The following is a 14,094-nucleotide window of genomic DNA, read 5'->3' as shown; positions in this document are numbered from 1 at the left end:
ATCAGCCCTCCTGGAGTTGGGTGTAGAAGGCGCGGGCGGACTCTTCGGCTGCCTTGCGATCCTCTGGACTTGCGAAGCCATGCTTGGGTCGCATGTCGCCGGTCTTTGGATCAGGCGCAAAGAAGTCCTCGTGCTCCACAGGGTACGGGGCGTTGTTGGAGTTCGAACCCAGACCAGCTGAAGGAACAACTTCCGCCAGCGAGTGCAGATGCCCCTTTGGTGTCGTGCCGCTGCCGATCAGGTTCTCCCAGGTCATGGGCTTGCTGTTCCAGAACCGGGTCGCCTTGGCGCCGGCCAACGAGGAGGGCAACAGATCGATCACTTCCCGGTAACCGCCGAGAGCTTTGATCGAACGCTCACGAGAAGGGGAGATCCCTTTCATCGTCGGCCAGACCTTTGGCTTGTGTGAGTTCCAGGCAGAGATGAGTTCTTCCTTGAGAGAAGGGGTTGGTGCCTTCTTCTCCTCCGAAGGAGGTTTCTTAAAAGCCTTCTTATCTGTTGAAGACTCAGTCGTCACCTCAGTGGAGACCTGCTCGTCACCTAGCGAAGACTCTCTCGTCACCGACGACCTACTCGTCACCGAAGAGCTGCTCTTCACTGGCGCCTCATCGAAGGGGATGTCATGCACCTCGACAGACGTGCCGTTTGCAGTCGTAAAAACCTCGATCCAGCGCCGAGCCGACAAGGTCGCAAGATCTCGGCGGATGGTGTCGCGAGTGAAGCCAGTTTTCTTGTGATAGACGGTCTGCTTAAAGCAGACAGCGTTGCCTTCCGAGACGATGTGCTCGAGGTATCCGTAGAGCTGCAGGAGGCGAAGCGCCTCGTTGGACTTGCATCCGAGGGCCTGGATGATCCAAGCGATCTGATCAAGACTGATGTTCAAGACCTTTCGGGTCATGCCGTGTTGGAGTTGGAACAGGACAAGCTATGAGTCCTGATGACGACCTACTCGTCACCTCCTCGATGTGCTTTGACCCAAAGCTGAATTGTTGTTCGATCGATCAAGCCTTTCATCCGCCTGCCGATCTCTTCAGCTGAAAAACCCTGGTCAACAAGCTTCAAGACCCGTTCGCGAACGCTTGGCCGGTGCCTGTTCGTTGTCACATCTCCCGCTCGGCCAGGCATTGATCTCAATGTGTACTCACCAATTCTTCCTGTTTCGCTGTGTATCAAAACAGACGATCAACCCTGTTCGCCTAACCAGATGATTGACACCTCGACCTGTCCGATGTATGACAGAGGGGTCGAACCGATCAACTCGAAGCCACGGCATCGACAACCTGCTCACTGAACCCACCCCCCATGACTACTGCAACCATCCCAAGCACCCTCGATCGCTCCCAGGTCCTTATGGATAACGCGGCTCGACGTGACTTTGGGAAGACACACACGTCCGCAGTTCTTGTTTACTGGCTGAGCCGAAACAATTGGAGCCACCCAAACCTTGAGGAGCTGGCCAGCTGGGCCCTCTCTGAGGAAGGTGCACTTCACACCAGTCAGATCAGCCACATTCGCAACGGCCGGATGCGGATGCTCGGAGTCAAGACAATCGACGCCCTCGGCGCGATCAACCTTGCAACCTGGGCCTACAAGAACGAAAAAGCAGTTCTCAAAACCCTTGGCACATCAACGCTGACCGCACGCATCGAAGAGATGCTCAAGGACGCTGAGCCAATCATCGACCCACGCACCAACGAGCCCCTGACTCAAGGCGGCTGGATGGAGCTCTATCTCGGATACATCAAAGTTCCCGGCGTTGTCGGCGGTGCCTCTGAAAGCCAAGACTTCTCAAAAGTCGCAGCCCAGCTCGGCACATTCATCGAAACTGTGATCCGCGATTCCGGCAAAGACTTCAGTTCAGCCAAGTCGATCTTCACTAAGAAGCTCAGCGCAGCCCAGGCCACTCGGATGATCTCTGCAGCTGCTCACCTCGAGGAATTCACTCCTGATGAAGTGACCGCTGAAATCGGCAACATCTGCACTGCGCTCGAAGCTCTTGATGGCAAGAAGCGCAACCCTGAAGCCGTCGTCACAGCGATCGGCTGATGCCTGGGAGGGCCTTCTCCCTTGCGCAACACCTGTTCTAGTTCTTACTCGTATCTTTCTTCTATCAATTTCTTATCATGACTGTCGAACTCCTGCTTGCAACCCTTGCAACTGATGCAGACATCGAAAGCCTTTTGCGCACTCGGAGCTGGGACTGCATGTTCCTCACAGAGGACATGGCCAACGTCGGGAGAATCGAGCTGATCGATTCGTCAACAGCAATGGTCAGCCACGGCTTTGACATCAAGTGCTGGGAACCAGTCGATGAGCAGCGCCGGCTTTTTCGCCCCGTTCCACAGAACATCGACTGCTACATCGACCCGTTGAGTCTTCAGGCAACACTGGCAGAACAACTGGCCACACGGGTGTTTGGAGCCAAAGGAAGACATCGGGTCGCGATGCACATGCGCAACGAGCCCCACATTCACGACATGAACTACTGGTACGACGCCGAGGAACCTGAAGCGTTCGAGCAGTTGATCACCACCTGCGCTCAAAACTCACGCGACGTTCGGGACATGCCTGAATTCAGAACCGCGATGAGCACCGTGCAGAGGTTCGAAAAAAAGCAGAACACCTGGGGCGTGGTTTGAGGTAACACGAATCAGGATTCACGTTTTGACACCTCGTAGCTTGGGGGGCACACTCAGCCTCCCCAACTTATGAGTCCTGAAGCATCTGCAAGGTGGGACGACCACACCAAGAAGCTGGTCGCAGCAACTGTTGGCAAGGGCCTGGACGCCGCCAATCTCGCTCTGCTCGAGCACATGGCCATCAGTCGGGGCCTTGATCCACTGAACAACGAGCTCTACGCGATCCCCAAAGGAAACCGCGCAACCTTCATCACCAGCATCAACGGGATGCTCAAAGTGGTGGCCGCTCAACTCGATGGCGTCGATGTTATCTTCTACGACGCTGAAGCAAACAGCACTCCGGTCTGGCTGCCGAAGGCACCACCAGCTGCTTGCGCCGTGACCGTGTATCGCCGCGGTTGTTCTCGCGGTTTCACTTCTGCCGCACGCTTCGATGACTACAAAGGAAGCAACCTCTGGCAGAAAATGCCATCGACGATGATCCGCAAGGTCGCCCTGGCCGCTGCACTTCGTCTCGGTTTCTCCGATCTGCTTGGTGGCTTGTATGCCCAGGAGGAGATGGACCAAGCTGGCTTCACTCGCCCCGAGGCTTCATCACCCGCACCGAAAAGCGAAAAGAAGGTGACCAAAGCCGACCCAGAGGAAGGTCAGAAGATGGCCGCCGCACAGAACGCGATCAAGGAAGCGTTCGCGGGGAAGGAGGTGGAGACGGAGATGAAGGAAGCGCCTTCGGTCTCTACTCCGGAACCGGTGAAGACGGAGACGGTCCCTGCGGTGGATGCCAAGGTGTCTGACGATCTGCCAGAGCGGACAGATCTGAAGGGAGCAATCGGTGCTCTTTATAAGCAGGCACGTTTGTCCGGTCTGACCGTCGACGGTTGGTCCACGCTTGAGAAACAGTGTGGTGGAGAAATCACATCCAGCTCCGCTGCAAAAGCTCTCCCTGCTCTTAAGAACGAGGAGAAAGTTGCACACCTAAACGCTGGCCGAACCACTACTGGGGTTGCGATTTAAGGACGACTCGTAGCTTGTCTCAGGTCGGTAGTCGGCCTGGTTGTTGGGAACGGACCCGCTCTTCACAGGGCGGGTTTTTTGTTGCCCATGCGGAATCTATTGAGCCCCCATCTTGATCAACACGCGGGTTCGATGCCAAACAAATTCACCTCTGGGAGCTAGCGGATTCTTCTTTCTGCAGTGCCTGCCCTCGGACAAGTAGCCGGCCTGCTTAAGCCTGTAGAGGGTCCTCCTATGGCAGCAAAGCAATTCACACATCACCGTTGTGTCGACCCAGTCCCCTTGAAAGCTGCGTTCAGTAGACACCAAGCAAGAAGCGAACATTCGACGCTAAGACATCAATCACAACCCGACAGGAGTGAACTCCCGACCTTCGGGTGAGTTACCCGACGAGCAGGAAAGACCTTCGTGCGAGTTACCCGACGGGCAGGTTTGACCTTCGGGTGAGTTACCCGACGAGCTGCAAAAAGGATCTAGTCAGGTATGCGACCAGCATCAAACTTGGCCTGCAGAGGTGCACGACCTGGCGTGTAGTTCTCCATCTCGAGATACATCGCTTTTGGAAGTTGGCGCCATAGAGCTTTTGCCTCTTTCAGATTGAGGCCAGGAGTCTTTTCTCCCGTCTCCATATTCAGGACATAAAACTGACCACCACTGGGCCCATCTTCATGATCGGGACGTGGTTGGTATTCAGCAATCTGTTGCTCGAGAAGTTTCTTTTGACGCTGCCTTCTGCGGTGCTTGTCTCCACCTCGAGCCATGGAATCAATCGCGGTTCGATGAAGCCTTCCGAGGGGACGCTTCAGAGCAGCTGATCAGCAGGTCAAGAAACAAGCGTCGAAATCTTGAAGGCCTCAGAGCACTACGAACGCCGCAACCCACTGGCACAGCAGTGGCACATCAGATCTCGGAACACTCGAAATAAGAGGCCACACCCCGGCGAGATGGGGAGGGGGCAGGTACAGATGCAGGTACACCTGTTTTGAGCAGGCCAGTCATAGCCTTGTTTCAAGGGTGTGATACTATCATTCATAACCCCAAGGTCGGGAGTTCAAGTCTCCCCCGAGCCATTTTTTGTCTTCATTAAACCGATTTGTTCGACTGATTTTCAACGCATTTCGATCGCATTCAGTCGATCTCTGAATGATGTTGGATTGTCCTTCGTCGTTTCCTCAAGCGTCAAAATTGGTTGATCTTCTGGAACAGGATTTGGCCGCCGCTGTTGTCGTACAGATTGTCCATGGTGAGGCCTTGCCTGAAGCGTGAGCTTTCTGGTCTGAGCGTCACGGTTCAGTGGCTGACTTTTGAGCTCGCTGCGAACTTGATTTAAAAGTCGGAAGTGACCTGTACTGCTGAATTTCCGCAATAAGGCCTGATCCCAAGACATTGGTTGATCCATCATTCTTTGATTTTAGGACTCCATCAGCAGAGTGCTCTCTGCGATTCAAGCCGGCCGCAAGCAAGGGGAGAGCGTGATAAATTAAAAGATGTAACTAGAAGTCGGACCGACTTTGGATTGAGTCTGGTCCGCTGCTTCCGTCACGTATCCATCGACCTTTCATCATGACCGACAACGGTTGCCTGCGCGTGGGCCAACAGGCCCCTGATTTCACAGCTACCGCTGTAGTTGATCAAGAGTTCAAAGAGATCAGCTTGTCTCAGTACCGCGGTAAGTACGTGGTGCTGTTTTTCTACCCTCTGGACTTCACCTTCGTTTGCCCAACTGAAATTACAGCGTTCAGCGATCGCTACTCTGATTTCTCCAGCAAGAACACTGAAGTTCTGGGCATCTCCGTGGATAGCCAATTCAGCCACCTGGCTTGGATCCAGACCGCACGTAATCAAGGTGGAATCGGCGATATCAACTATCCGCTCGTTTCAGACCTGAAGAAGGAAATTTCCACTGCTTACAACGTTCTCGATGACGCTGAAGGCGTGGCTCTGCGTGGTTTGTTCATCATCGACCCTGAGGGTGTGATTATGCACGCCACGATCAACAATTTGCCTGTTGGCCGGAATGTTGATGAGACCCTGCGCGTCCTTCAGGCGTTCCAGTATGTGCAGTCCAATCCAGATGAAGTCTGTCCAGCGAACTGGACTCCAGGCGAGAAGACCATGAAGCCTGATCCCAAGGGCAGCAAAGAGTTTTTTGCTGCGATCGGCTGATTGCTGCCGTCATAAGCCTGTAAGGATTAGTACCTACAGGGACTTGAGGTCGTATGGCCTGATCATTAAAAACACGGGATAGGTCACTGATCTATCCCGATTTTTTATGCTTAGTCTCTCTGTGTTTCCAATACTTCACGAGTCCTTCTGGTTGCCCATGCTCAGGCGCAACACCTACCTGAATACAAATATTGCGGACTGATCCAATCGGACAGTACCCTGCTGACTTGTGTAATTAGTGTCATCGGAGACAGGCAAATGATGACTTGTGGCCAACGATGAGACTGTCTTTCAATCATTCTGATGGGTCTCGTCGTTGTTGCAAGCTGTCTTGTCGTAGTAGCCACCTATGATTCAGGCTTATGAATGAATAAAACCTGCTGACTCATTGGCAGCCGATCAAGTGCAGGTGCAGAGAAGATGAGTATGTATCACTACGGACATTCATACGACGTCTGGCCAACCTTGCCATGAAGCCAATAGCCCTTTGATATCAATGCCCCGATTGCCAGGCGTGATTGCTTTTGCTGCAATGGCTGCAATCACTGTTGTTCCCGCCCATGCAGGCATGGTGGACAAGATCATTTTCGGCAAGTGCTCCTCTGCCATGAGAAAGGAATACGAGAAAGCTGGGAAACAACTGCTCTTGAACCATTTGAATGCCACCTGCAACTGCGTCGTGAAGGAGATGAAAAACAAACAAAGCGTTGAGCAAGCCAAAACCTTCTGCACCTCATAAAGCAAGCGCGTGTACGTTGCTAACCAGAAATTTTTCTTTAACCTCAATTCTTCGACTGGAGAGGTGAGCTTGGAAGGCTTGACTATTTCAAACAGTTCATTAATCGACTGGTGATTCTTTTTTAGATCCTTGGCATCAATATTGGACTGTGCTTATTAGTGGGATTGGAGATCACTGCCGAAAACTGGAATAAAACCTATCATCACTCACAACAATTGCAGCATTTGCAATCATGGTACAAATTGACATTCGAAGGCTAAACGACATTGGAGTCAGCCCTTGGTGGTTAGCACCAGTCTGGATTCTGAGCCAGATTCCAGAGCCTCTTTATGGTTCACCACAGGTTGGCACTTATACATTATTAGTGGTCATACCTTTGTTTCTTTGGGGCCTATTTATTTTATTCAATCCTGGAAAAACATTGAGAGAAGCACTTCGTCAAATGGAATAAGTTTATCCAAACAAAAACTAGGTCTATAAGGCTTTATCCAGCTCCTGTACAACAACATCTCTAGACCCACTCCCCTGCACGAGTGCATCAAGTCCCGTACGCAAATCCTTGGCCATCGCCACACGACTGCCATCACTGACAACCACACGCCGTAAGGCCGGTAAACCACCTCGTCGTGCTCTGAGATAAATCGGTTCAACATAGAGAAGAGCATTTCCGAGCTGTACGACCAAAAGATTTCCTTGGACGACTTGAGAGCCCGCTCGGTCCCAGAGGCCAAACTGCTGGCTGATCAAAGGCTCCTGGTTGATCAGAGCCTGGATCTGCTCAGGGCCAAAAATCGGAACATCACTAGGAAAGCGCAGCAAGACTAGCTCTCCGTAATGGTCAGCATCGTTTCTTGCTGCCAACCAACCAGAAAGATTGGGGCGAGCGAGCGGAGTAAGTGGCTGTAAGAGTAAGAATTCAGAGTCAACGCTTGGCTTTACTTGCGCAGTAATGTGATATGGAGCTACAGGAATCTGTGTTTTTCCATAAAGCTCCATTGGAACCTGCCAAACATCATCTCCGCTATAAAAAATACGTGGATTCGTGACATGATATCGAAGCAATTGCTGCACCTGTAATTCAAACAGGGCACTAGGAACCATCAAATGCTGTCGCAAAGACGAAGGCATAGCGGCCAAGGGCAGGAACAATTCGGGGAACACCTTCTGCCAACCACGAATCATCGGATCATCCGGTTCACTCACATAGAGCCGTACCGTTCCGTTGTAGGCATCAACAATCGCTTTCACTGAATTGCGTATGTAGCGCATCTCCTGTCCATCAGGAAGCGTTGAGGCATAGGGATAGGTGTTGGAGCTGGTGTATCCATCAACAATCCAATATTGATGTTGATCTTCCTGATACTCATTGAGATCAGACTCCATGGGAACGGAGACAAGATAGGGATCACCTTTCAACTGCAAAAAGGGTGCCAAAGCCTTCACACGCTTTTTGACATCGCGTCGAAGCAATAATTTTGAATCAGCTTGCAAGACGCCCGTATTCATCAACCTCGGGTCACGGATATAAATTGATGCAGCAATCCGTTGCCCTAAAGATGCCAGTGGGATACCAGCTCGTCCTGAGTAATGGTTATATGTGTTTTCCTCACCTTCTGGATGATTGAACTCCTCAATTTGAGTTGGTGCAACGGCGTAGGGAGATGGAAGCATTCCAAAATAGAGAGCAGCCCTTCCAATCGGCACATTCTTCTTGACATCGGCGCGACTAATATCTAGGAATTCATTGCCTTCAATACGCGCTGAACGACCGATATCACTAATGAAATAATCCGGAAGACCATCTTCTGCCCTTGAATTCACCGGACTCAATGTGAATCCATAGCCATGCGTAAACACAAAGTGACGGTTTTGCCAGGTGCGTGACCGCTTGGGGAGAGCTGCCTGATCGAGTTCACGCGCAGAAAGAATCACCTGCTGACGTTCAAGCAAATCAGGACGCAACTGATAGCGATCAACTGCTGCATTGGTGAAGCGGTAGTAAACCCTGAGCTGCTGCAGCTGTCGGTTCGTCGCGAGAAGAGGTTGGCTATCCCACAACCGGATATTGCGTAAGGTACTTGCCCCGTCCTGGAGATCCTGGGGACTCAAGCGAGGAGATGGTTCAACCTGGGTGGTGGTAATACCATCCAATTGATAAGCCTGACGCGTGGCCTCAATCGCACGACTGATATAGGGGCTCTCTAGCTGTAATTCCCGCGGACGCAATACAAGCCAGTGCATCAACGGAAACAACACCATCTCCAGGGCAAACGACACCACTGCAATACAGGCCAGGATCAGCCGTAACTGACGGCGACGAAGACTCGAGAATGGTGATGGCAAAACAACAAATGCCAACACGAGCAGCGCAATCGAGCCCACGGATCTCAAAGGAAGCAGCAGATGAACATCAAGCCATCCGGCGCCTGCAACGATTCCATCCTGAGTCCAAAGCAACTGGTGCCTTGAGAGCCACATCAGTCCTGAGCAGGTAAGCAGCACCAAAGCAAAACCTGGCCTCAAACCATGTCGCTGACGCACGGTTAAACCTGGAAAAGCCCAATCGCTAAGGCAAGTTGAACGTGTTAATCGACCCCATAACGCTGTACTCAGCGTGAGGGATAGCTGTAAAAGAACTAACTCAAGGCCAAGCGCGATTGCAGAAAAACGACCCAAACCAAAACTCACATCAGAGCCGAGCATCGGTTCAATGCGACCGAGATCAGGAATCGCAAAAGCAAGGCTCCAGAGTCCCCAGCTCCGGGCAACGATCAAACAAACACAAGCGCTTCCATAAACCTGGGCAAGGCCTAACCGTCGGCTGCGCGTGAGGCCGAACATGATCAACATCAACGCCAAAATTGACACACTCATCAGCGGCCAAGCTGTCGAAAAGGGAAGACTCCACCAGTACGGCAATGAAAAAGGGTCGCTCCAGGCCAGCCAGGCCAGACGGGTATCGATCGCAAGAACGGAGAGCAAAACCAAGAGGCATGCCAACAGGCTGAAGCCAAAGCGATATCCGGTCAGGACAGATTTTTTCTCATCCTTGAGGGATTCAGGTAAGCGCAACCAAGATTGACGCCAAAGCGCACAACCGCCAACAAACAAAAAGGCAAAGAGTGCGCCTGCTAATTGAAGACATAAACGTTTGCCATAAACAGATCCAAGTTCAAACTGATCGAACCAATACCACTCCACCTGCAACCTGGAGACAATCACAATCAGTGGAATCAACAAGATCCCAAAACGCCCCACCATCTGGATGATTTTTGCCACTGGAGTGGAGCGAATCAAGTCGAAGCTGGCTTTTGAGCCAGAAGGGGTTTATAAAAATCGTCATTCGTCAATTGATTTTCCCTACTTTGCGGCTGATCTAGACCCCCTATTTCATAGAAGCGCGAACTCGATAGCGTTTCTTCCGTAATCAAGGCCTCAACAAGACGATCCATGACTTCACGACGGGGCTCTAATAAGGCGATCGCCTCATCGAGAGCTTGGATTGCCAGCTGGCGAACACAACCATCAATCGCTTTACCTGTGCTCTCTGCGTAAGAAGGACGGGTATGGATTAAGTCTCTACCTAAAAACACCTCCTGATCTCCACCTTCAAGAGCAACGGGCCCCAGAGAAGAAAATCCAAAGCGAGTCACCATTTCTCTGGCGAGCTGAGAGACCATTTGCAGATCTCCACTCGCTCCCTGGGTGATCTCACCAGGACCAAAGACCACCGTCTCTGCTGCACGTCCACCGAGTGCCATGACAAGACGCGCCCGCAAATACGCCTTGCTGACCAGACCGGAATCAATCACCTCCTCATCAGGGAAGAATCGGGTAAATCCGCCTACTCCACCACTGCGTGGAAGCAAGGTCACCTTGTCCACAGGATCGGCGTGAGGCGTAAGGGCTGCCACCAAGGCATGGCCAATTTCGTGATATGCGATCAGCCGTTTCTTGGCACTGTCCTGGAGGGGAGACGCCGATAAGCCCATCGTGATGCGTTCAAGGGCTGCCTCTAATTCTGAGCTGCCTACGAATGAACGGTCATGTCGCGCCGTGAGGATCGCGGCCTCATTGATGAGATTGGCCAGATCAGCACCAGAAAATCCTGGTGTTCTTAGGGCCCAATCAGCCAAAGACACCTCGTCTGAAAGAGGTCTACTTCGGGCATGAACCGCAAGGATCGCTTCACGCCCCTTGCGATCAGGCAGGTCGACATGGATACGACGATCGAAACGGCCTGGACGCATTAAGGCCGTATCGAGCACGTCAGCCCTGTTGGTGGCGGCAAGCAAGATCACACCTGAATTATCAGCAAAGCCATCCATTTCAGTGAGCAACTGATTCAGGGTCTGCTCCCGTTCATCATTGCCCCCGCCGATTCCTGCACCGCGTTGACGGCCAACGGCATCAATTTCATCGATAAAAATGATGCAAGGCGATTTCTCCTTGGCCTTGCGGAATAAATCGCGAACGCGACTGGCACCAACGCCCACAAACAGCTCTACAAACTCAGATGCCGCAATCGAGAAAAACGGAACCCCAGCCTCCCCAGCAATGGCCTTGGCCAGCAGTGTTTTTCCCGTTCCCGGCGGTCCTACCAACAGAACACCCCTAGGGATCCGCGCTCCAAGACGAATAAAACTCTCGGGCTGCTTCAGAAAGGTCACGACCTCCTGGAGTTCCTCCTTGGCTTCGCTGATCCCGGCAACGTCCTCAAATCGAACGGTTATTTCATCTTGAGGGCGGATCCGAGCTTGACTGCGACCAAAGCCCATGGCTTTGTTTGCGGCCTGCGCCGAGCGACGAAGCAGAAAAGAAAGGCCGATCACAATCAAGGCGATCAGGGCCAAATTTCCTGCCAACCCAGCCAAAGCTTGTTCCTGACGAACATCTTTCACCGTCAAGGGAACGCCAGCAGATTCAGCTGTACGCAAGATCTGTTGATCGTTCGCCAGTGTGGAAACAGTGGCATTGCGGCCGTCGTCGTATTCCACGATCACTTCCCGACGAGCAGGAACCAATTGCAGATCTTTGACTTTTCCCGCTGAAATTTGCGTCAATAACTCGCTGTAACTCGGCGGGGGATCCGATTTAAAGCGAGCGAACGGATTGGTGGGGCTTTCCTTGGCATCGGTCCCAGATGCCTGGGAGACGATGATTTCACGATCTTCCGGACCTGAACTCACACCGTTCCTGCGATGTATTAAGAGTAGCGATTTGACGAGCGGACTCTCGAAAGTAGATTATGGGCGTTTGGAAGAGTTCCGGCTGCAATGGCTGTACCGAAGAAGAAAACCTCTAAGAGCAAGCGCAATCAAAGGCATGCTGTTTGGAAGGCAAAAGCAGCCACTGCTGCACAACGTGCCATGTCAATCGGCAAGTCAGTGTTGAGTGGCCGTGCTCAAGGTTTTGTGTATCCGGTTGCTGATGCTGATGACAGCGAGGACTGAGTTCATTTCAAGGTGATCTCACGAACGGCGCGTTGGTTTGTGAGATCAATCACAACATCGGATTGATGCAGATCCTGCAGCCAAGGTGCTGGAAATGCAGTTTCAATCATCCGAACAAAATCTTGGACAGCGGATTCAGACACTTGAACACCGGTGGTCCTGGTTTGGGTTTCCACCTGCTGTCGCTTCCAAAGCCGGCTCGATGTACCGCTTTGAGATTTGAGGTGCCAGAGCTTATCGATTCGATTCCAGATCGGTGCATAGTCAGGGACGAGCCGAATGAGCCGCTCGCGATACAGCATCTCTTCGCTTGTGAGCTCAAGCGAGTGCAAGTTCTGAGCGGAACAAATCTCATCAGGCACGCAAACGCCCACGAACCATCCCTCCAGCACCACTAAATCAGGAGTGGAGCGAACCCATTCACTGCGATCCCCTCGACCTTGACGGAGGGATTTATCAAAGCGAGGGGCGTTCAATATCCCTGTCTCTCGCCACTGATCAAGAGCTATGGCCATCAACTCCAGATCGTGACTACCTGGTATTGCCCTGGGCACACCCCAGGGATTTCCTGCCATCCGTCGATCAAGCTCTGGACCAGGCCAATAAAAATCATCGATTGAAAGAAACGCGATCGACCATCCCAACTCGGAACTGGCTTGCACAAGCCAATCGCAAAGGGTGGTTTTTCCGCATCCAGGAAGAGCACTCAGTCCGAGCAGGGGACGACCACCCATCTCCATGAGGCTCTCTACCTGCGAGAGCAATGGAAACGCCACACCCAGCAGCCATTCATCGTTCACGTTCTCGGGCCAGATGCAACGGGCAAGTTCAAAACCACCGCGTTGCTGCCAATGGCCCCACCAGCGCTCGGGTTCGGACCAACCCAAGGCTTCAAGGAGCAAAGGCAACCCTTTTGGAGCCATTGGAGACGGATCAAGAGCCAAGCTTGAAGGCCTCAAACACAACGGAAAAGACGGCTCCAACGCGGATGTTGTCGAGAGCTAGCCAGCCCAGGGGCCATGGTTCTTGCTTCACATAGCTGCGTCCTCGAATCAACAGCTCAATAACAATCACCATGTAAAACACCACGAAAGGGCGTTGTTGATCGACCTTTTGAAACCAATACATGGTGAAGTTGCTGCCCAAAAGGAACCCCAGCAGCAGGGAGAGAACACCCAGGCTGCGGCGACGCCAAGATCCAGTTAGCGCTCGTGTGAGTTGAACACCAATCCGTCTCTGAAACTGTTCATAGCGGGTGAGATGGGTCGTCATCAATCAGGTAAGACGAGAAGCATCTGCAAGTACTCCAGCGTGACAAGCCCATCCAGACAAGGGGGGCCGCTCGAAACAGTGCATGGGATCTGGGCACTCCCCAGATGATCCAGCATCGCCACGGCCTGATCTTGATAGCGATGGAGCTCCTGATCCCATGGAGAAGGCATCAGCAGACAGCGCAGGCCAGCCGTTCTGGCCGAAAGAAGGCCCGGCGTTGAATCCTCAAACGCCAAGGCCGCATCAGGATCGGTGTTACTGCATGCAAGCGCCTTCAAATAGGGATCAGGATTGGGTTTATGCCTCGATACATCATCGGCACTAATCACACCAGCAAACGGATGGTCGCCGCCGGGAAACAGGGTGTCTAACAACGCGGATACGGAAGGACCACCACTACTGGTCACAATCCATTGAGGAATCGCCCGCGCCTGAAGCTCACGAAGAAGTCTTTCCACGCCTGGGCGAAGAGTCACAGCTCCGGCACGCACTGCATCGAGATAGTGACGCTGTTTGGACATGCGCAGCTGAGCAAACTGCGCATCGCTCAAGACCTCACCCTGCTGCTGCGCAAAAGTTTTCATACGAAGGATTCCACCAGGAATGCTGAGCAAACGCTTGTAAGTCTCTGGATCCCAGGTCCAATCCAAACCCTGTTCAACGAAAGCTTGGTTGAAGGCTGGTCGATGCCCATCCATTTCAGTGTCCGCAAGGGTGCCATCCACATCCCAGAACACGGTCTTCAAGACAGGCATGACAGCCATGCAATTCATGGCAACAGCTTGAAGGACGAAGCACAATGCAGGCTGCC

Annotated in this window: 15 protein-coding genes; 6 read left to right on the top strand and 9 right to left on the bottom strand. The window is 52.5% G+C overall.

The window, feature by feature from the left end; genetic code table 11:
- Position 1: 1 nt before the first annotated feature.
- Complete coding sequence (locus SynSYN20_RS06495) at positions 2 to 898, bottom strand: hypothetical protein (protein ID WP_186525210.1); 897 nt, start codon at positions 896 to 898, stop codon at positions 2 to 4.
- A 47-nt stretch (positions 899 to 945) separates the two neighbouring features.
- Positions 946 to 1,125, bottom strand: a complete 180-nt coding sequence (locus tag SynSYN20_RS14365) for a helix-turn-helix domain-containing protein (RefSeq protein WP_222929761.1) — start codon at positions 1,123 to 1,125, stop codon at positions 946 to 948.
- 177 nt (positions 1,126 to 1,302) lie between these two features.
- Between SynSYN20_RS14365 and SynSYN20_RS06490 the strand changes: the two genes are divergently transcribed.
- The 3 genes from SynSYN20_RS06490 (at position 1,303) to SynSYN20_RS06480 (ending at position 3,653) form a co-directional block, all read left to right on the top strand.
- Entirely contained in the window at positions 1,303 to 2,046 is a 744-nt protein-coding gene (locus tag SynSYN20_RS06490; protein ID WP_186525209.1) for a hypothetical protein, read from the top strand.
- A 77-nt stretch (positions 2,047 to 2,123) separates the two neighbouring features.
- On the top strand, positions 2,124 to 2,639 hold the full coding sequence (locus SynSYN20_RS06485) for a hypothetical protein (RefSeq protein ID WP_186525208.1): 516 nt from the start codon (positions 2,124 to 2,126) through the stop codon (positions 2,637 to 2,639).
- 69 nt (positions 2,640 to 2,708) lie between these two features.
- Complete coding sequence (locus tag SynSYN20_RS06480; RefSeq protein WP_186525207.1) at positions 2,709 to 3,653, top strand: recombinase RecT; 945 nt, start codon at positions 2,709 to 2,711, stop codon at positions 3,651 to 3,653.
- Between the two features lie 473 nt (positions 3,654 to 4,126).
- Here the strand turns inward: SynSYN20_RS06480 and SynSYN20_RS06475 are convergent, their stop codons facing one another.
- Entirely contained in the window at positions 4,127 to 4,414 is a 288-nt protein-coding gene (locus SynSYN20_RS06475; protein WP_186525206.1) for a hypothetical protein, read from the bottom strand.
- Between the two features lie 347 nt (positions 4,415 to 4,761).
- Positions 4,762 to 5,055, bottom strand: coding sequence for a hypothetical protein (locus tag SynSYN20_RS06470; RefSeq protein WP_186525205.1), 294 nt, complete (start codon positions 5,053 to 5,055; stop codon positions 4,762 to 4,764).
- A gap of 161 nt (positions 5,056 to 5,216) precedes the next feature.
- On the opposite strand from SynSYN20_RS06470, the gene SynSYN20_RS06465 reads away from it, so the two are divergent.
- Together SynSYN20_RS06465 and SynSYN20_RS06460 are read left to right on the top strand one after the other, a co-directional pair.
- On the top strand, positions 5,217 to 5,819 hold the full coding sequence (locus SynSYN20_RS06465) for a peroxiredoxin (protein ID WP_006852528.1): 603 nt from the start codon (positions 5,217 to 5,219) through the stop codon (positions 5,817 to 5,819).
- A gap of 496 nt (positions 5,820 to 6,315) precedes the next feature.
- Complete coding sequence (locus SynSYN20_RS06460; protein ID WP_186525204.1) at positions 6,316 to 6,558, top strand: hypothetical protein; 243 nt, start codon at positions 6,316 to 6,318, stop codon at positions 6,556 to 6,558.
- Between the two features lie 474 nt (positions 6,559 to 7,032).
- On the opposite strand, the gene SynSYN20_RS06455 is transcribed toward SynSYN20_RS06460, so the two are convergent.
- Entirely contained in the window at positions 7,033 to 9,819 is a 2,787-nt protein-coding gene (locus SynSYN20_RS06455; protein WP_186525506.1) for a UPF0182 family protein, read from the bottom strand.
- Positions 9,820 to 9,851: 32 nt separating this feature from the next.
- Positions 9,852 to 11,747: an ATP-dependent zinc metalloprotease FtsH gene (gene ftsH / locus SynSYN20_RS06450; RefSeq protein WP_186525203.1), complete on the bottom strand. Its 1,896-nt coding sequence runs from the start codon at positions 11,745 to 11,747 to the stop codon at positions 9,852 to 9,854.
- Between the two features lie 87 nt (positions 11,748 to 11,834).
- Between ftsH and rpmF the strand changes: the two genes are divergently transcribed.
- Positions 11,835 to 12,011: a 50S ribosomal protein L32 gene (gene rpmF, locus SynSYN20_RS06445; protein ID WP_006852524.1), complete on the top strand. Its 177-nt coding sequence runs from the start codon at positions 11,835 to 11,837 to the stop codon at positions 12,009 to 12,011.
- Between the two features lie 2 nt (positions 12,012 to 12,013).
- Here rpmF and SynSYN20_RS06440 read toward each other — a convergent pair whose 3' ends face one another.
- Genes SynSYN20_RS06440 through SynSYN20_RS06430 form a run of 3 tightly spaced genes read right to left on the bottom strand, consistent with a single transcriptional unit; the run spans position 12,014 to position 14,047 of the window.
- Positions 12,014 to 12,955 carry a kinase gene (locus tag SynSYN20_RS06440; protein WP_255476396.1) on the bottom strand — a complete coding sequence of 314 codons (942 nt, stop codon included), beginning with the start codon at positions 12,953 to 12,955 and terminating at the stop codon, positions 12,014 to 12,016.
- Positions 12,945 to 13,283, bottom strand: a complete 339-nt coding sequence (locus SynSYN20_RS06435) for a DUF565 domain-containing protein (RefSeq protein ID WP_186525202.1) — start codon at positions 13,281 to 13,283, stop codon at positions 12,945 to 12,947. The genes SynSYN20_RS06440 and SynSYN20_RS06435 overlap by 11 nt, the downstream gene beginning before the upstream one ends.
- Positions 13,283 to 14,047: an HAD-IA family hydrolase gene (locus SynSYN20_RS06430; RefSeq protein WP_186525201.1), complete on the bottom strand. Its 765-nt coding sequence runs from the start codon at positions 14,045 to 14,047 to the stop codon at positions 13,283 to 13,285. Before SynSYN20_RS06430 ends, SynSYN20_RS06435 begins: the two co-directional genes overlap by 1 nt.
- Between the last annotated feature and the right edge of the window lie 47 nt (positions 14,048 to 14,094).

This window comes from Synechococcus sp. SYN20, from assembly GCF_014279555.1.
Taxonomy (GTDB): Bacteria; Cyanobacteriota; Cyanobacteriia; order PCC-6307; family Cyanobiaceae; genus Synechococcus_C.
This window is presented reverse-complemented; position numbering and strand designations above follow the sequence as displayed.

Bases quoted from the DNA above. Each gene is read 5' to 3' on its own strand.
- SynSYN20_RS06495 (WP_186525210.1), bottom strand. From the start codon at position 898: ATGACCCGAAAGGTCTTGAACATCAGTCTTGATCAGATCGCTTGGATC.
- SynSYN20_RS14365 (WP_222929761.1), bottom strand. From the start codon at position 1,125: ATGCCTGGCCGAGCGGGAGATGTGACAACGAACAGGCACCGGCCAAGC.
- SynSYN20_RS06490 (WP_186525209.1), top strand. From the start codon at position 1,303: ATGACTACTGCAACCATCCCAAGCACCCTCGATCGCTCCCAGGTCCTT.
- SynSYN20_RS06485 (WP_186525208.1), top strand. From the start codon at position 2,124: ATGACTGTCGAACTCCTGCTTGCAACCCTTGCAACTGATGCAGACATC.
- SynSYN20_RS06480 (WP_186525207.1), top strand. From the start codon at position 2,709: ATGAGTCCTGAAGCATCTGCAAGGTGGGACGACCACACCAAGAAGCTG.
- SynSYN20_RS06475 (WP_186525206.1), bottom strand. From the start codon at position 4,414: ATGGCTCGAGGTGGAGACAAGCACCGCAGAAGGCAGCGTCAAAAGAAA.
- SynSYN20_RS06470 (WP_186525205.1), bottom strand. From the start codon at position 5,055: ATGATGGATCAACCAATGTCTTGGGATCAGGCCTTATTGCGGAAATTC.
- SynSYN20_RS06465 (WP_006852528.1), top strand. From the start codon at position 5,217: ATGACCGACAACGGTTGCCTGCGCGTGGGCCAACAGGCCCCTGATTTC.
- SynSYN20_RS06460 (WP_186525204.1), top strand. From the start codon at position 6,316: ATGCCCCGATTGCCAGGCGTGATTGCTTTTGCTGCAATGGCTGCAATC.
- SynSYN20_RS06455 (WP_186525506.1), bottom strand. From the start codon at position 9,819: ATGGTGGGGCGTTTTGGGATCTTGTTGATTCCACTGATTGTGATTGTC.
- rpmF (WP_006852524.1), top strand. From the start codon at position 11,835: ATGGCTGTACCGAAGAAGAAAACCTCTAAGAGCAAGCGCAATCAAAGG.
- SynSYN20_RS06435 (WP_186525202.1), bottom strand. From the start codon at position 13,283: ATGACGACCCATCTCACCCGCTATGAACAGTTTCAGAGACGGATTGGT.
- SynSYN20_RS06430 (WP_186525201.1), bottom strand. From the start codon at position 14,047: ATGGCTGTCATGCCTGTCTTGAAGACCGTGTTCTGGGATGTGGATGGC.